We start from the raw sequence: 17464 nt of genomic DNA, 5'->3' as shown, positions 1-17464 counted from the left end.
AAGATGAATGCAGAAATCACATTAAAGTGATAACGGTAAAGAACGCATTACTAGAGCTCAGTGTAAGTTTAAGTTAGCCTATAAAGCCATGACAGAGGGCGCGACAGCAAAGTTATAAAGCTTTTACGCTATTGATTTTTCTGAAGTAAATCAGGGGAGATGGTGGCCCCAGCTGGACTCGAACCAGCGACCGATCGATTATGAGTCGAGTGCTCTAACCAACTGAGCTATGGGGCCATGCAAACGCGAGGCAGTATAAAAACTTTTACTAACTTTGTCATCCGGCTTCTGACACTAACTTCAATTGGTTGCTGCTTTTTTACGCTGATAACGCTTAAAACACCAAAGGCGCTAAATAGCGCCTTTGGTTTCTAGCGGACAGAACTGTAATTACTCGTCCAGGAAGCTTTTTAGCACTTCAGAGCGTGAAGGGTGGCGCAGCTTACGCAGGGCCTTGGCTTCAATTTGCCGGATCCGCTCACGCGTTACGTCAAACTGTTTGCCCACTTCTTCCAGGGTATGGTCGGTATTCATATCAATACCAAAACGCATCCGCAGTACCTTGGCTTCGCGGGCGGTTAAGCCGGCTAGTACTTCGTTAGTGGCGTTTTTCAGGCTTTCCATGGTCGCAGAGTCCAGTGGTGATTCACCGCTGGAGTCTTCGATAAAGTCGCCCAGATGCGAATCTTCATCATCACCAATCGGCGTTTCCATTGAAATCGGCTCTTTGGCGATCTTCAGTACCTTACGGATCTTATCTTCCGGCATTTGCATCCGTTCTGATAATTCCTCTGGTGACGGCTCGCGGCCCATCTCTTGCAGCATTTGCCGTGAAATACGGTTCAGCTTGTTGATGGTTTCAATCATATGCACCGGGATGCGGATAGTCCGCGCCTGGTCAGCGATAGAGCGCGTAATCGCCTGGCGGATCCACCAGGTCGCATAAGTTGAAAACTTATAGCCACGGCGGTATTCGAACTTATCTACCGCTTTCATCAGGCCGATATTACCTTCCTGAATTAAGTCCAGGAACTGCAAGCCGCGGTTGGTGTACTTTTTGGCAATCGAGATCACCAGACGCAAGTTCGCCTCTACCATTTCTTTCTTGGCGCGGCGGGCTTTAGCTTCACCAATCGACATCCTGCGGTTGATATCTTTAATTTTAAAGATACTCAGGCCAGTTTCTTCTTCGATCTTTTTCAGCTTTTCAATACAGCGGAATAATTCGTCTTTGGCTTCGGCCAGTTTTGCTGAATAGGGTTTGTTGCCACTGATTTCGGCATCAACCCAGGCAGTTGAAGTTTCGTGGCCGGTAAAGGCTTTAACGAAGTTTTTCTTCGGCATCTTGGCGTATTCAACGGCGTGTTTCATTACCAGCCGTTCCTGCACCCGCACCCGGTCCATCATCTCACGCATGTTTTTAACCAGGCGGTCGAATTGCTTAGGTACCAGGCGGAAGCAGCGGAAGACTTCGCTTAGCTTTTCAATTTCGGTTTTGGTAGTGGGATGCTCACGACCGTTTTGCACGATCGAATTGCGGGTCACCTCGTACTGGGTACGCAGCTCGGCAAATTTTTGTTTTGCCAGCTCCGGATCCGGGCCGCTGTCGCCGTCATCACTGTCGGCATCGCCGTCTTCGTCGCTGTCATCGTCAGTATCAGAACTGTCGTCCTGATGTTCTTCCGGTAAGTCGGAGCCGATATTGCTACCCATTACCGGGGCATCATCGACTTCATTCGGGTCAACGAAAGCAGACACGATATCGCTTAAGCGGATTTCTTCTGCTTCGTACTTGTCCCACTGTTCCAGCAGGTAAGTAATGGCTTCCGGATATTCGGCGACTGAGGTTTGCACCTGGTTGATACCGTCTTCGATCCGCTTGGCGATATCAATCTCGCCTTCGCGGGTCAGTAGTTCCACGGTACCCATTTCCCGCATATACATCCGTACCGGATCGGTAGTACGACCCAGCTCTTTGTCTACGCTAACCAGGGCCTGAGCCGCTTCTTCTACCGCGTCTTCATCGGCGGTGGCATCAGACATAATCAGATCATCAGCGTCTGGGGCACTTTCAAATACCTGAATGCCCATATCGTTGATCATGCGAATAATATCTTCGATCTGATCAGAGTCGATAATGTCTTGTGGAAGGTGATCGTTCACTTCGGCAAAGGTCAGATACCCTTGCTCTTTACCTTTCAGGATCAGGAGTTTTAACTGCGACTGAGGACTTTGCTCCATAGAGACTTATCTTCCACCAAAGTTGTTAATCTAAAAATGCGAACTAGCGATTATAACAAAGCGGGGCTTTTCTAGCCAGCCGCCGTTAACTCACCGGACGCGGTTTTTTGCTTTTCAGCGCTTGCAGCAGCAAATGATATTCCTGCCACTCGGTTTTTGTCAGTTGTTGTAACTTGTCTTTTCGTTCCAGCGCTTCCAGCCGTTGTTGCAGATATAAATCCTCAATCGAATGAAAGGTATCGAGGAAGTCCTGCGTCAGCTGCTCGGGCGCGATTTGATGTTCCCAACTTGCTAACTTTAACAGTATGGTATGCTCTGGCAGATCTCTCCAGTATTCCAGTAATTGTGCTGTGGTAACCCCGGGTTTCGTCAGAATATGCTGTTGCAGGCTCAGCAATAAATTGATGCCCGGCAAGGCGGCGTCGGCCAGCTCGGGGGCATCCGGCATGACCTGCACTAAGCCCGGATTTTGCAGCAACAGGGCAATAGCCCGGCGCATTGGGGTTATTTTTAGCGTGGTCGATGGTGCCGTTGGCCGTGCTTTGGCCTGAGCTTTGGTTGTGCGGGCACTTTGGCGGCCGAGTAAATTATCCAGCTTGCTGCTCAGCTGTTCCTGATAGTAGGTGCCCGGTACCTGTCGGATCAGCTCCGTAGCCTTAGCCGCCAGCGCGGTTTTACCGGCATCGGAGTTGGGGTCGCTTTCAGCCAGTAAATGCTCAAATAAATATTGGCTGAGAGGCCTTGCTTGTGCCAACCGTGCTAAAAAGGCGGCTTTGCCTTCTTTTTGCACCAGCGAGTCCGGGTCTTCACCATCGGGTAAAAATACAAATTTTAGCTCCACACCGTCTTTGAGCTGTGGCAGGGCATTTTGCAGCGCGCGCCAGGCGGCATCACGACCGGCGCGGTCACCGTCGTAGCAGCAAATCACTTGGCTGGTATAGCGAAACAGCGTATGAAAATGATCTGAGGTCGTGGCGGTGCCCAAGCAGGCCACCGCAAAGCGGATATCGTGTTCCGCTAATGCCACTACATCCATATAGCCTTCGACCACCAGTAACCGTTCCAGATGGCCCGGTTGCTGCCGCGCTTCATACAGGCCATACAGCTCACGGCCCTTGTGAAATAGCCGGGTTTCCGGTGAGTTCAGGTATTTAGGCTGACCATCACCCAGTACCCGGCCACCAAAAGCAATCACCCGGCCGCGCTTGTCGCGAATGGGGAACATCAAGCGATCACGGAAAAAATCAAACTCGCGGCCGTTGTCGTTGCGGCTAATCAGTTTTAAATCGTAGAGCTGGTCGCGTTTGGCTTTACTGTTGGCGTTAAAATGCTTCAGCAGCCCATCCCAGCTCTCTGGCGCGTAACCCAGCTGGTAGTCGGTAATACTCTGCGCACTCAGGCCGCGTTTGGTCAGATAGGCCTGCACCTCTGCGGCTTTCGGATGTTGCTGCAGTTGCTGCTGATAATAACTGGCCGCTTGTTGCATTAGCGTGTAGTCATCAGCCTGGGCTTGTGGTCTGTTATTAAATTGGCCTTTTTCGCGTGGCACTTCCAGATGCAGATCTTTAGCCAGCTCTTCAATGGCTTCAACAAATTCCAACTGCTCAAATTCCATCATAAAGCTGATGGCATTGCCATGTGCGCCGCAGCCAAAGCAATGGTAAAACTGCTTATCCGGGCTGACAGTAAAAGACGGAGATTTTTCGTTATGAAAAGGGCAGCAGGCCGTGTAATTGCGGCTACCGGCTTTTTTAAGCGGTACGCGCTTATCAATCAGTTCTACTATGTCCGTGCGGGCCAGTAGCTCATCGATAAATTGACGGGGAATTTGTCCTGCCACTGTTGTCCTTTTTATTCGGGTCTTAGAAAAAGACAAACCGTGTTCATAGAACACGGTGTGCAGATAAAGCATTTAAACCAGGGCTGGTGAGCCCTGCACCGTTATCCGGCAGCTGTAACTTAGTACAGGCGGATACGACGTGCGTTTTCGCGAGACATTTTCTTCGCGTGACGCTTAACAGCAGCAGCTTTCTTGCGCTTGCGGATCCACGTTGGTTTTTCGTAGAACTCTTTTGCACGTACGTCAGCTAAAACGCCGGCTTTTTCACATGAGCGCTTGAAGCGACGCAGGGCTACGTCAAACGGTTCGTTCTCTTTTACTTTAACTACAGGCATTAAATTCTCACCTCAGGCCAAAACTGGTTTTCGTTAACCAATACGATTAAAAATGGTGCGGTATTCTACGCAAAAAGCACCACTAAAGTAAAGCGCTTGTGCGATCTTAAATCAGATCCTCTGGCGACCAGGGCGCCAAGCCGCTACAATGCACGTTTTTAAGGGCGAGGAGTATAGCGAAGTGTGCTGCACTTAGCGATCTTTTTCCCGCTTTAACGCCCGAAATTGAGGTTTAATACATGCGAGTACTGGGAATAGAAACGTCCTGTGATGAAACCGGCATTGCCATCTACGATGGTGAGCGCGGCCTGCTTAGCCATGTATTGTATAGCCAAATCCCGCTACATGCCGATTATGGCGGCGTGGTGCCTGAACTGGCGTCTCGCGATCACGTCCGTAAAACCCTGCCACTGATCAAGCAGGCGCTCAGTGAAGCCGGTTTAACCGCTGCCGATATCGATGGCGTCGCCTACACCGCCGGCCCCGGCCTGGCGGGTGCGTTACTGGTCGGGGCAACCTTGGGCCGTAGTTTAGCCTTTGCCTGGCAAAAACCGGCACTGGCGGTACATCATATGGAAGGCCATTTGTTGGCGCCGATGCTGGAAGAAAAATCGCCACAGTTTCCGTTTCTGGCGTTGCTGGTCTCAGGCGGCCATACCCAGCTGGTGGCGGTGAAAGGTATCGGTCAGTATCAGTTATTGGGGGAGTCGATAGATGATGCCGCCGGTGAAGCCTTTGATAAAACGGCCAAGCTGATGGGGCTGGATTATCCAGGCGGGCCTTTACTGGCGAAACTTGCCACGCAGGGCGATGCGAAAAAGTACAGCTTTCCGCGGCCGATGACCGATCGTCCCGGGCTGGATTTTAGCTTTAGCGGCTTAAAAACCGCGGCCTCGATGGTGATTCAAAAAGAAGGCAACTCGGCACAGGTGCAGGCTGATATCGCCGCCTCTTTTCAGCAGGCAGTGGTGGATACTTTGCTGATTAAATGCCGCCGCGCTTTGGAGCAAACCGGCTACAAGCGGCTGGTAATTGCCGGTGGTGTTAGTGCTAATGAATCACTACGCCAGCAACTGGCGGCATTAATGCAAAGCCTGAAAGGGGAAGTGTATTATCCACGTAAGGAATTTTGCACCGATAACGGCGCTATGATTGCCTTTGCCGGTTACCAGCGTTTAAAAGCCGGGCAGCAACAGGATTTATCGATTGGTGTTACGCCACGCTGGCCACTGGAGCAGCTGCCAGCGATTTAACGCGGCACTTATGGAAACGGTCGCAAGCGGGTTATTCGCGTACCCGCTTGGATTTATCCCAAATCTTACTTTCCTGCCGGCGGTAGAGTCGGCGGATATTTTCATGATGACGGGCAATAATCAGGATACTTAGCATCAGTACCGGCAAGGTATAGAGTGGTTTGATCCACCAGGTGAAGAGCGGCGCCAGCGCGACGGTGATCAGCGCACCGAGCGACGAATAACCGGTCAGTAATACTACCAGCAGCCAGGTACCAATCAGCAAGCCCGCCAGATCCAGTCCAATCGGCATCATGGCGCCAAAGGCAGTGGCCACGGCTTTGCCGCCTTTAAAGCCAAAAAATAATGGATAGATATGCCCCAGGCAGGCGCAAATCGCAATAATCCCCAACCACAGTGGTTCAATTTTCAGAAAGTATGAGCCCCAGACCGGGATAGTGCCTTTCAGGATATCGAAGACCAGCACCAATACCGCTGGCAATTTACCACCCAGGCGCAGCACATTGGTGGTGCCGGGATTACCTGAGCCATGAAAGCGCGGATCCGGCAGACGAAATAACTGACACACCAGCACGGCCGACGAAATCGAACCCAGCAGGTAAGCAGCTAACATCATGATCAGGATCAGCAGGGTCATTCCGTGGTTCCTCAGCACCCATTTTTGCGATACTATGACGACAGTTTATTCGGGCAGCAGAATACGGGTGTTCCTGCATTTCACCTATCCGACCAGCCTACCTGAAACGAAAAATAACGCAATGCGGAATTCACCGGATGGATATCGTTTTTATCAAGCAACTTGCCGTTGATACGGTGATTGGCGTTTACGACTGGGAAAAACAGATCAAGCAGCGCTTATTGCTGGATCTGGAACTCAGTTATGATCTGAGCCTGGCCGGACACAGTGACGAACTGCGCCACACGCTGGACTATGCGGTGATTAGTGAACGGGTGGTGACGTTGATTACTGCGCAACCGCTTGAACTGATCGAAACTGTGGCCGAGCGGGTTGCCCAGCTGCTGCTCAGCGAGTTTGCGACCCAGGATGTTAAAGTCACAGTGTACAAGCCGGGTGCTGTGCCTGCGGCGCAAACCGTTGGTGTCAGCATTCAGCGTAGCCGCGAGGCGCTAAGCTAATGGCGTTGATTTATATTAGCGTCGGCTCGAATATCGACCGGGAGCACTACGTGCGCGCTGGTGTACGTAAACTGGCCGAACATTTTGGTGCTTTGACCCTATCCTCAGTGTATGAAAGCGAAGCGGTCGGTTTTAACGGCGACCCTTTTTATAATCTGGTGGTCGGTGTCGAAACGACGCTGAGTCTGACCGAGTGCGTCACGCTGTTAAAAGAAATTGAAGATCAGTTTGGCCGGGTGCGCGGTGCGGAAAAATTTTGTGGTCGCACTCTGGATCTGGATTTACTAACCTACGATCAGCTGGTGTGTCAGCAGCCGGTTGAGCTGCCCCGTGGTGAGATAACCGAAAATGCGTTTGTACTCTGGCCGTTGGCCGAAATTGCCGCGGAACAAATTCATCCGTTAACCCAACTAAGCTACGCGACTTTGTGGCAAAACTACAACAAACCCCAGAAACTCTGGCCAATTGATTTTTCATGGAGTGACTAATCTTGAGCATGCTTGAAGTGATTATCCTGTCGATTATTCAGGGTATTACCGAATTTTTACCTATTTCTTCCTCCGCCCATTTGATTCTGCCGTCCGCCATTTTCGGCTGGGAAGATCAGGGCATTGCTTTTGATGTCGCGGTGCATGTCGGCACCTTATTGGCGGTGATGTTGTATTTTCGACAGGATATCGGCCAACTTACTGTAGGCTGGGTCAATTCCTGCCGCGGTAAACAAAGCACTTATGGCACACTAGCCTGGATGGTTATCGCTGCCACTATACCGGCAGGTTTGGCCGGGCTGATTTTTGCCAGCGCCATTGAAACCTATTTGCGCTCGCCCTGGGTGATTGCCATTACCACCCTGATCTTCGGCTCCTTACTTTGGTATGCCGATGCCACTGCCAAACAACATACTGTGATGGAAAAGATGGGCTGGCGCCAGGTGTTGATTATTGGCGTTGCCCAGGCCATTTCGCTGATCCCGGGCACCTCACGCTCAGGGATTACCATGACCGCAGGCTTGATGCTGGGGCTGGATCGAGCCAGCGCCGCCCGTTTCTCGTTTTTATTGTCGATCCCGATTATTGTACTGATTGGTGGTTATCAGGCCAGTAAGCTATTAAAAGAGCCACAAGCCTATGATTTACCCGCGCTGGCTGCTGGCCTGGGTTTATCCTTTATCAGTGCCCTGATTTGTATCCACTTCTCCTTAAAAATTATCAGCCGGATGGGGATGCTACCCTTTGTTATTTACCGGCTGTTGTTAGGTGCTGGTTTGCTGGTGTTTTTAACCTTCTTTCATTAACGGCATCAGGTTTTGAAGGCGGAGATGCCTTTGCATTAAATGCTGTTTTTAGCCTGCCGCCAGTGAGACGCTAGCGCAGGCTAAAGAAAAATACCAGGCCGGCAGTGAACAGGTCGGCACGACCCGAGCGGCCAAGGCTGTTGCTGTAGCTGAAGTCGAGCTGTAACCGCTCTGGGATCAGCTCCGCCAGATAGCCAATTTGATAAAGTGGCCGGCCAGCCTGTTCACGGTACAGTTCTGCAAATACCCAGTGATTTTCCCGGACGGCAAACTGCGCTGAGACGCCGGCGACCCAGTCGTTTGTTGCGCTATCGCGCTTCAGGTGGCCCAGGTTGGTATGAATAAGGACGGCGTCATCTGCCAGGCTTCTGGTGTAGGCTAGGTTTAACAGCCAATCACCCTCTTGCCGGGCGTCAGCAGCAAACTGATAAGCCAGTTGCGCGGTGATACCAAAGCCATTGCTCTCAAGCGTTTTCAGCTCGGTCTTGGCCGCAAAGGCATACTGCTGTGGTTCGCCGCCCGGTGTTTTGGCAAGGCCAATACCCCATTCCACGCCAAAGGCCCGGCAGGCCGGTACCGCCCAAAAGGTATTGGCGCCAGCCTGGCGTTCAACCCAGCTTTCCAGCTGACAGTGGTCGACGATGGTGGCATCGTCGTTTAGCATTGGTCTACCTGCTAAGGCAGGTAGCGTAATAGCCGCCAGGCTCAGGCTCAGAGCAAGCCGGGTAAGGACTAACGATTTGGATGGGGCTAAGGTTGCATCACGCAAAGCAACATGGTTCTGCTGTAACATGTGCCTGTTCCTCTTCGGTTAGGGCGAAGCGGCCACCAGGGCTAACAGTTAGGTCTAATCAGGTTTTAACGGCAACATTCAACAAGCCAAGACATTTGGAGGCGTGCAACATCACCACGCTAAATAAGGTGGATAGCGATGCGCGCACAAAAAACGGCAGCAGAATGCGTTAGTTAACAGATTAAATGGGTAGAGAGTGCCTGAAACGGTAAAAAGGCTCAAACAAAACACCAGTTGACGATCTCAGTTGCAGTGCGCAACTAAAAATACGTTGTAAGGTTATTGTTTGTGGTAGAGCAGGAGAGGATTCGCGAAGAATTACAGTCACTACTCTGTCGCTGACAGAGTAGACACCAAAGGAGCTACACTATCAGACGCTTTTTACTGAAACAGGCCACGGCCTACTTCCAGATTGTTCGCCCACAGTGGGTCCTCGCTTTGGTTAAAATTGCTGCGCAGTATAAAGATTGAACCGTAGCTGTCAAGTAAAACAGCCCGATGTCACAAAACCTTCATTTCAGGCCCTGCAGTCGCAGCTGTTGTAAGCGCGCCTGTTGCAATGCCTCTTTAATCGCCGGGCCTGTGATACCCGTAGCCATGACCTGTTGCGCTGTTACCTTAAGTGCGGCCTCTGCTAACTGTTGTAAATAAGCCGCCTGCGCATACTCCGCCTGCTCAAAGCCGGTACGGCCGCGCAGATCGGCGGTGCAGCAGAGCAGGATCTCGTTCAGTCGCTCTGGTTTGCGCCATAAATCTATCGCATTGAAAAACTTCAGCACGGTGCTGGCTTTTAGCTCTTGGGCGCGGTGCACCAGCTGATGATACTCGCAAACCAGCAGTGCCAGTTCACGGCAACTATTGGGTACCCGTAAGCGCTCACACAGCTGCTGGATTAATGGTAAACCCGTATGCTCGTGACCATGATGGGAAGGTAACGGTTCGGTTGGGGTAACCCCTTTACCCAGGTCATGTACTAAACTGGCAAAACGGACTTCGATTTTTTCTGACAGCTTGGCCGCCTGCTCCAGCACCAGCAAAGTATGGACTCCGGTATCAATTTCCGGGTGCCATTTTTCCGGTTGGGGTACGCCCCACAGCGCGGCCAGCTCGGGCATCAGGGCGTCAAGCGCACCACATTGCTGTAATAACGCAAAGTAAGCGGCCGGGGTTTGTGTCGCAAGCGCTTTGGCAGTTTCGACCCACACCCGCTCTGCACTCAGCGTTTGTAATTCGCCACTGCGACTTAGTTGTTGCATCAAAGCCAGTGTTTGTGGTGCTACCTTAAAACCTAAATGGGCGTAGCGGGCATAAAAGCGGGCAACCCGCAGAACCCTGAGCGGATCCTCCACAAAGGCAGCAGAGACATTGCGTAGCAGCTTGTGGGCAAGATCCTGCTGGCCGCCAAAGGGATCAATTAGCTTGCCGTCAGCGGCTTTAGCAATCGCATTAATGGTCAGATCACGACGGGCGAGATCTTGCTCCAGCGTCACATCAGGCGCAGCATAAACGCTAAAACCGGTATAGCCAGAGCCGGCTTTACGCTCGGTACGGGCCAGGGCGTATTCTTCTTTGCTTTTCGGATGCAGGAATACCGGGAAATCTTTACCCACCTGCTGATAGCCCAGTTCCAGCATCTGCGCCGGGCTGGCGCCGACGACGACATAGTCACGCTCAGTAAAGGGATAGCCCAGCAGTTCGTCGCGCACGGCGCCGCCAACAAGATAAATTTGCACACGCTTTCCTGATTGCTGTTTTTTTGCCATTATACCCGCCTTGGCCTAATTTGCAGTGCTGATAAACAGGATAGCGATGTATAGCGGATTTTTTGGTTTTAGCAGCCCGCCGTTTTCGATAGCACCCAACCCGGACTTTATGTTTTTAAGCCCCCGCCATGCGGAGGCTTTGGCACATCTGCGCTTTGGCCTGGGTGATGCCGGTGGTTTTGTGCTGTTAACCGGCGAGGTCGGCACCGGTAAAACCACGGTATCGCGCAGCCTGTTGCAGGAGCTGGACGAGCAAACCGATGTGGCCTTTATTCTGAACCCTACCTTATCTGAGTTGGAACTATTGGCGGCAATCTGTGATGAGCTAAAGATCCGCTATAGAAAAACCGACGCCAGCCTGAAGTTATTGGGCGATAAAATTACCCAGCGGCTGCAAAAAAATCATGACGCCGGTAAAAAGACCATCCTGATTATCGATGAAGCTCAGCATTTGCAGCCGGCAGTACTGGAGCAACTAAGGCTGTTGACCAATCTGGAAACCAACACCAAAAAGCTGCTGCAGGTGATTTTGATTGGTCAGCCAGAACTGCAACAACTATTACAGCGCAACGATTTACGCCAGTTGGCACAGCGGATTACCGCCCGTTATCATCTGCTGCCGCTTAATCTCAGCGAGGTGCAGCAGTATGTGCGTTTTCGGCTGAAAGTGGCCGGCTGTGAGCGGCCGGTCTTTAACGACAAGGCAGTGAAAAAGCTGTACGAGCTCAGTGGTGGTATTCCGCGTTTACTTAACCTGCTGGCTGATCGGGCGTTATTGGCAGCCTATGGTAAACAGCAAGCAGTGGTGGAAGCCAACGAAGTGCAACGTGCTGCGGCCGAGATCCTGCCGCTGAATCAAGCGTCGACGACTGAGAAAAGCCTGCCAGGCTGGCTCTGGCCGCTATTGGCGTTGTTCGGTATAATCCTCGGCTTCTTACTGGCAGTACAAGTTCTGCCGCTGTGGCGTGGAGACTAAGATGTCGATCCTGATGGATGCGTTAAAACAACAAGCACCGGTTGCGGCACCGGTTTCACAGTTCTGGCGCAATCTGGCGATTAGCCTGGCCTTGTTATTGGCAGTGTTAGCGGGTTTTATCGCCGGTTATCTGCTGCTGCCAGGTAAAACGACTGCTGTTGCAGTTACCGAGCCCGTTGTTACCCCGGCCAGTAGCACCACTATTGCGGCCACACTGCTGCAAGCGCCAGCGGCGGCGGTTGCGCCGGCACAGCCCGCTAAGGTCGAAGCGCCGACGCCGGTAATCGAAACGCTGCCCGAGGCGCAACCTGTAGTCACGCTAACTACCAATACCGCCCGTGCTGAGCCAGTGGCGCAGCCAGAACCGGAAGTATCGGCGGAGCTGCGCGAGCGTTTTGCCAGTGCTCTGGCTGAGACGGAGCAAAGTCGTCCAGCGGCCAATCTAACCGCACACAGTGCGCCGGCGCAGGATGTTGGCATGTTGGATCTGACCTTGCAACGTCAGTTACCGCGTCTGAAGTTCGAAGCGCATGTGTTTGCCACCCAGCCGGCACAGCGCTGGGTCAAGGTGAATGGTAAGTCGTTACAGGAAGGGCAGTGGATCACGGCCGATGTGCGCTTGAAAGAGATCACCCCGCACTATGTGTTGCTGGAGTTTGGTAATACGCTTTTCAGTATGCGAGCTTTAAGCGAGTGGTAAGCGATTACAGGTAATTCCTGACATCCAGCCCCAGTTTCTTCAAATCCACGCAGGCTTCAATCTGTTCGTCCGGAAAACGGGCCAAATCTACCACCTTAGGCGGAATATGGTGCTGATGCACACTATGGTAGAACACCTTAACCTTCGGTGCCGTCGGCTTTTTGCTGTTATTTTCCAGTACCAGCGCCAGCCGGCCGGTGCTGAGTTTGACTACTGTACCCGGTGGATACACACCGATACATTTAATAAAGAGCTGCAGTAAATCCCCATCCAGCTTGGCGGGCGCCAATGCCAGTAACTGCCGGGCAACAACTATTGGATTAACATAGCCATGCTCCGGTGCTGACATTTGTTCGTATTGGTTGACGATCGCTAACATCTTACTGCCATTATCCAGTTGATGATCGCGGATCGGCGGCTGGCCAGTGCCATCCGGGCAGGCGCAATGCTGGCTGATCCACAGTGAAATATCACCGGCCAGGGCCGCGCTGCGCTGCAATACGGCGAGGCTGGTGCTGATTGCCGCGGCGTCTTCGGCGTGCAATAACTGCGGATTTTGGGCTTTACCGACATCATGTAACAGCGCGGCCGTGATCAGCGCCTGGATTTTATGTTTTGGCAGGTTCAGAAAGCGGGCAAAAGCGGCCATATAGATAGCACAATTTAGACTGTGCCTGAGCAGCTGATCACTTTGTTCCGCAATACGCCCCAGGCAAAGTAACACATCGGGGTTGCGGCTAACAGCATCAGACAAGCCGGCACTGACTTCATGCACCAGGCTAAGATCAATGGCTTCATTATGGGCGGCGGCTTGCAGCACTTGCTTCTGAATGGCCTGGGTCTGCTCTATCACCCTGGCAGCTTTAGGTTGTTCATCGGCAAACAGCGCCCGAAAGGCGGCCGGTTCAGCGCTGGTGGCGGGTTCGGTTGGTGTCGCGACCGGTTCTGCTGTGGGAGTCAGCTGCCGGGCCGGATCAATTGCTACCGCCAGCACGCCCTGCTCGCGTAGGCGGCGAATAGTTTCAACGCTACGTACCCAGCCGGCATGCTTGATCGCCAGATCACCGGTTTGCTCCAAAACCTGAACGACATAGCTACCAGGCTGCAGCTGGTCAATGGTTACGCGCTGATAAGACATCTATCCTTGCCCTGAGTCCTTAAACTACAACTACTATCATAGCAAAAAGCCCACCATAGGGTGGGCTTTTACGTTGATTTAACAAAAAAAGTCGCTATTAGCCGATGTTATCCGCCATCGTCATCAGCGAGGCATTACCGCCGGCTGCTGTGGTATTGATGGTAATGGTCTTTTCGGTGACCAGACGGTGCAGCATCCGCTCATCGGCCGGTGAGGTAATCAACGGCAGAATGGCGCCTTCACGGGCCGCAATCAGCTCAGCAGCCAGCGGCTTCAGCGCGCTGCTGACTTCAATAATGGCACCGTTTAATTCCGGATGCGCCAGCAAGGTGGTCAGACAATCCAGCCGGACTACAGCCAGTAGATGCTGTGGCATACCCGCCGCCAATAGCGCTTTAATACAGGCCTCGGCTTCTGGCAGCTCGGCATCTTCCACCGCGGTGATCACAGCATTACCAGCTGCCAGCGCGGTGATAATGCTCAGTAACCAGTGGCTAAAGCTGCTGCTGTCATCGCGCAATAAGGCCAGAATGCCACGTGGATCCAATACCAGCACGTTACTCTCACCGGTTGGTCCAGGCAGGTTAATCGGACGGTTTAACTCCAGTTCAACCCGTTGCAGTTTGGCGCGGGCGACCATTAACACCTGCTCCAGATCCGGCTCCTGGCGACTTACCACCTGATTGCTGGCTAAGGATGCCAGAAATTGCCTTAGCACGGAGGTACGCGCCGTGGTTGGCAGCTGTGACCACTTTTGCTGTGCCACTGCAGCTGCCGGCATCGCATAAGCCACAGCACTGCTGGTGGTTTCGGCCAGTAAGCGGGCTTTTTTCGCTTCATCCAGCGCTGCACAATCAACACTGAGGTTGTCTTTTACCAGTCGCTCCAGATACAGCGGGCCACCGGCTTTCGGACCTGTACCAGACAGACCACGGCCACCGAAAGGCTGCACGCCTACCACGGCGCCAATCATATTGCGGTTAACATAGATATTACCGGCTTTGATTTCGCGGGCGACCTTGCTGGTAAACTGCTCAATCCGGCTGTGTACGCCCATGGTCAGGCCATAGCCGGTAGCATTGATTTGCCGGATCACATCTTCCACGTGTTCGGCCTTAAAGCGGATGATATGCACCACCGGACCAAAGACTTCACGCTCCAGCACCGTCAAATCGGCAATTTCATACAGGTGCGGCGCGAAGAAATAATGCTCGCCCTCTGTCGGAATAGCACAGGCATAATGCAGCTTGGCTTTATCCTTTAAATAATTCACATGGCTGGTTAGCCGGTCATGGGCTTTGGCATCGATAACCGGGCCCAGGTCAGTGCTTAACCAGGCCGGATCGCCAACATGCAGCTCGGCCATGGCGCCTTTAATCATCGTAATAATCTTATCGGCCACATCTTCCTGCAGGAATAACACCCGCAGTGCCGAGCAACGCTGGCCGGCACTCTGGAAGCCAGATGAAATCACATCATCGACCACTTGCTCTGGCAGGGCAGTAGAGTCAACAATCATACAGTTCTGACCGCCAGTTTCAGCAATCAGAGGCACCGGCTCGCCGCCGCGTTCTGCCAGTTTACGGGCGATCCAGCAGCCGGTTTCGGTAGAGCCGGTAAACATCACGCCCTGTACCCGCAGATCCGGCACTATGTGTTCACCAACCTGACGACCCGGTGCAATCACCAGTTGCACCACATGCTCCGGCATACCGCATTCGCGCAGTAATTCCACAGTACGCAGCGCAATCAGACTGGTTTGTTCTGCCGGTTTGGCGACCACGGTATTACCCACTACCATCGCTGCCGCGACCTGACCGATAAAGATTGCCAGTGGGAAGTTCCACGGGCTGATACATAAAAACACGCCACGCGCCTGCTGTGGTTTGGCACATAGCAGCTCGGCCTGATGGGCATAGTAACGGCAGAAGTCGACCGCTTCGCGTACTTCAGCTACCGCATCGGCCAGTACTTTGCCGGCCTCTTTGACACAAAGGGTTAATAATTCGTCGCGGTGTTGCTCCATGGCATCGGCTAACTTACGCAACAGCGCCGCCCGTTCACTGATGGCGGTTGCCGACCAGCTGGTAAAGGCTTGCTCGGCGTTGGCCAGCAGTTGCTGCATTTGCTCCGGGCTATGGTAGTGCAGATAGCCGATGACTTCTTGCAGGTTCGCCGGATTGACTACTGCTACCGCACCTGCCGGTGCCTGTTGGCTGATGATCTGCTGCTCAAACTCAGACATATGCTGTTTCAGCGGCGTCAGCTGATTAATATCGGTCAGATCCATGCCTTTTGAGTTCAGGCGGCTGGCGCCATATAAATTCGCCGGCAGCGGAATAGACTGATTGCGCTTCTGGCGCCAGCTTTTTACCACTTCAACCGGATCTTGCAGCAGCGACTCGACCGGAATGCTCTCGTCGATAATATTGTTGACGAAGGAGCTGTTGGCACCATTTTCCAGTAAGCGCCGCACCAGGTAGGCCAACAGATCCGAGTGTTCACCAACAGGGGCATAGATACGGCAGGGCACTTTTTCATTGGCAACCACTAAGTCATACAGCGCGTCGCCCATGCCATGTAAACGTTGGAATTCAAAACCGGTCAGATCGCCAGCCATTTCCAGAATAGTGGCCACGGTATAGGCATTGTGGGTAGCAAACTGCGGATAGATGCTATCGCGGTAAGCCAGCAGTTTTTTAGCACAGGCCTGATAGGAGACGTCAGTTGACGGTTTGCGGCTAAATACCGGGAAATCGTCCAGCCCTTCCACTTGTGACAGTTTGATCTCGGTATCCCAATAGGCGCCTTTCACCAGGCGCACCATCAGCTTGCGGCCGACTTTTACCGTCAGTTCGCGTAGCCACTCAATCACATGCAAGCCACGTTTCTGATAGGCCTGTACCGCTAAACCAAAGCCTTCCCAGCCGTTCAGATCCGGATCGCTGAATACCGCGCCAATCACATCCAGCGACATATCCAGCCGATCGGCTTCCTCAGCATCAACGGTAAAGCCGATATTGTAAGACTTGGCAGCCAGTGCCAGTTGTTTCAGGCGAGGGACCAGCTCGGCATGCACCCGGTCCAGATGGCTGAATTCGTAACGTGGATGGATAGCCGATAATTTCACCGAAATGCCCGGGCTCTTAATCGGGCCGCGGCCGTTAGCCGCTTTACCGATGGCATGGATCGCCGTCATATAGGCGGCAAAGTAGCGGTCAGCATCGGCCATAGTACGGGCGCCTTCCCCCAGCATATCGTATGAATAGCTAAAACCTTTGGCCTCCATTTCCACCGCACGCGCTAGGGCTTTGTCGATGGTGGTGCCCAGCACAAACTGGGTACCCATAATTTGCATCGCATAACGCACCGCCTGACGGATCACCGGCTCGCCTAAACGGCCACAGGTGCGTTTTAATAAACCAAATTGCTGCTTGCGCTCGTCGTCGGAGTAATTCACCAGCTTACCGGTTAACAACAACCCCCAGGCCGAGGCGTTGACAAAGAGTGAGCTGCTGTTGCCCAGGTGCGAGCTCCAGTCACCCTGTGACAGCTTGTCGCGGATTAAACGGTCAGCGGTGGTTTTGTCCGGTACCCGCAGCAGGGCTTCGGCCAGACACATCAGCACCAGACCTTCTTCGGTCGACAGCGAAAACTCGTTTAACAGCGCATCAACACCGCCTTTGCCAACCTGTGACTGGCGGATATACAGCACCAGCTGACGGGCCCGCTCCCAGGCACGGCTACGGGTTTTGGCATCAACCTCGGCCAGCGGCAGCAGAAAATCTAACACCTGATCTTCATCGGCGCGGTAGTGATTGCGGATGGTTTGACGCAGCGGGTCGGTAGTAACCAGTGAACCGTTAAACAGCATAGAAAAGTATCCTGAAAGTAGGCCATATTATTGGCGGCATTGTAGAGAAAAGGCTGCCGCATAGGGTGGTTATTTTTTTAATTTAACCGTATATAATTCTGTCAATAATAGCCAAAACCC

At 52.8% G+C, this 17464-nt stretch carries 14 protein-coding genes and 1 tRNA gene; 6 read left to right on the top strand and 9 right to left on the bottom strand.

Going from position 1 to position 17464, the window contains the following annotated elements; translation table 11 throughout:
* Positions 1–160: 160 nt before the first annotated feature.
* The 4 genes from A9165_RS06665 to rpsU form a co-directional block, all read right to left on the bottom strand.
* Positions 161–237: transfer RNA gene (locus A9165_RS06665), tRNA-Ile, on the bottom strand.
* A 153-nt stretch (positions 238–390) separates the two neighbouring features.
* Positions 391–2241, bottom strand: coding sequence for an RNA polymerase sigma factor RpoD (gene rpoD, locus A9165_RS06660; RefSeq protein ID WP_065955350.1), 1851 nt, complete (start codon positions 2239–2241; stop codon positions 391–393).
* A gap of 85 nt (positions 2242–2326) precedes the next feature.
* Positions 2327–4081, bottom strand: a complete 1755-nt coding sequence (gene dnaG / locus A9165_RS06655; protein WP_065955349.1) for a DNA primase — start codon at positions 4079–4081, stop codon at positions 2327–2329.
* A gap of 119 nt (positions 4082–4200) precedes the next feature.
* The gene (rpsU, locus tag A9165_RS06650) at positions 4201–4416 is read right to left on the bottom strand and encodes a 30S ribosomal protein S21 (RefSeq protein ID WP_008951050.1); all 216 of its coding nucleotides are present in this window, start codon (positions 4414–4416) and stop codon (positions 4201–4203) included.
* A 239-nt stretch (positions 4417–4655) separates the two neighbouring features.
* Here rpsU and tsaD point away from each other — a divergent pair, with 239 nt between their 5' ends.
* Positions 4656–5669 (top strand): tRNA (adenosine(37)-N6)-threonylcarbamoyltransferase complex transferase subunit TsaD, encoded by a 1014-nt coding sequence (tsaD, locus tag A9165_RS06645; RefSeq protein ID WP_065955348.1) that lies wholly within the window; start codon positions 4656–4658, stop codon positions 5667–5669.
* A gap of 31 nt (positions 5670–5700) precedes the next feature.
* Here tsaD and plsY read toward each other — a convergent pair whose 3' ends face one another.
* Entirely contained in the window at positions 5701–6306 is a 606-nt protein-coding gene (gene plsY, locus A9165_RS06640; RefSeq protein ID WP_008609200.1) for a glycerol-3-phosphate 1-O-acyltransferase PlsY, read from the bottom strand.
* A 137-nt stretch (positions 6307–6443) separates the two neighbouring features.
* Between plsY and folB the strand changes: the two genes are divergently transcribed.
* From folB to A9165_RS06625, 3 genes are read left to right on the top strand one after another with little or no spacing between them, the layout of a single operon-like run.
* Positions 6444–6806, top strand: coding sequence for a dihydroneopterin aldolase (folB, locus tag A9165_RS06635; protein WP_065955347.1), 363 nt, complete (start codon positions 6444–6446; stop codon positions 6804–6806).
* Positions 6806–7294 (top strand): 2-amino-4-hydroxy-6-hydroxymethyldihydropteridine diphosphokinase, encoded by a 489-nt coding sequence (gene folK / locus A9165_RS06630; RefSeq protein ID WP_008609198.1) that lies wholly within the window; start codon positions 6806–6808, stop codon positions 7292–7294. Before folB ends, folK begins: the two co-directional genes overlap by 1 nt.
* Positions 7295–7296: 2 nt before the next feature.
* Positions 7297–8100: an undecaprenyl-diphosphate phosphatase gene (locus A9165_RS06625; protein ID WP_065955346.1), complete on the top strand. Its 804-nt coding sequence runs from the start codon at positions 7297–7299 to the stop codon at positions 8098–8100.
* A gap of 70 nt (positions 8101–8170) precedes the next feature.
* On the opposite strand, the gene A9165_RS06620 is transcribed toward A9165_RS06625, so the two are convergent.
* Positions 8171–8893 (bottom strand): hypothetical protein, encoded by a 723-nt coding sequence (locus A9165_RS06620; protein ID WP_008609196.1) that lies wholly within the window; start codon positions 8891–8893, stop codon positions 8171–8173.
* A 512-nt stretch (positions 8894–9405) separates the two neighbouring features.
* Positions 9406–10626, bottom strand: a complete 1221-nt coding sequence (locus A9165_RS06615) for a multifunctional CCA addition/repair protein (protein WP_176714598.1) — start codon at positions 10624–10626, stop codon at positions 9406–9408.
* A gap of 76 nt (positions 10627–10702) precedes the next feature.
* Here A9165_RS06615 and A9165_RS06610 point away from each other — a divergent pair, with 76 nt between their 5' ends.
* Both A9165_RS06610 and A9165_RS06605 read left to right on the top strand, forming a co-directional pair.
* Positions 10703–11632 (top strand): ExeA family protein, encoded by a 930-nt coding sequence (locus tag A9165_RS06610; protein WP_065955344.1) that lies wholly within the window; start codon positions 10703–10705, stop codon positions 11630–11632.
* 1 nt (position 11633) lies between these two features.
* Complete coding sequence (locus A9165_RS06605) at positions 11634–12332, top strand: general secretion pathway protein GspB (RefSeq protein WP_065955343.1); 699 nt, start codon at positions 11634–11636, stop codon at positions 12330–12332.
* Between the two features lie 4 nt (positions 12333–12336).
* Here the strand turns inward: A9165_RS06605 and A9165_RS06600 are convergent, their stop codons facing one another.
* Both A9165_RS06600 and putA read right to left on the bottom strand, forming a co-directional pair.
* Positions 12337–13470 carry an HD-GYP domain-containing protein gene (locus A9165_RS06600; protein ID WP_065955342.1) on the bottom strand — a complete coding sequence of 378 codons (1134 nt, stop codon included), beginning with the start codon at positions 13468–13470 and terminating at the stop codon, positions 12337–12339.
* 97 nt (positions 13471–13567) lie between these two features.
* On the bottom strand, positions 13568–17344 hold the full coding sequence (gene putA, locus A9165_RS06595; protein WP_065955341.1) for a bifunctional proline dehydrogenase/L-glutamate gamma-semialdehyde dehydrogenase PutA: 3777 nt from the start codon (positions 17342–17344) through the stop codon (positions 13568–13570).
* Between the last annotated feature and the right edge of the window lie 120 nt (positions 17345–17464).

Source organism: Alishewanella sp. HH-ZS (genome assembly GCF_001704375.1).
Lineage (GTDB): Bacteria > Pseudomonadota > Gammaproteobacteria > Enterobacterales > Alteromonadaceae > Alishewanella > Alishewanella aestuarii.
The sequence above is the reverse complement of the archived record's forward strand: the minus strand, read 5'-3'. Positions and strand labels throughout refer to the sequence as shown.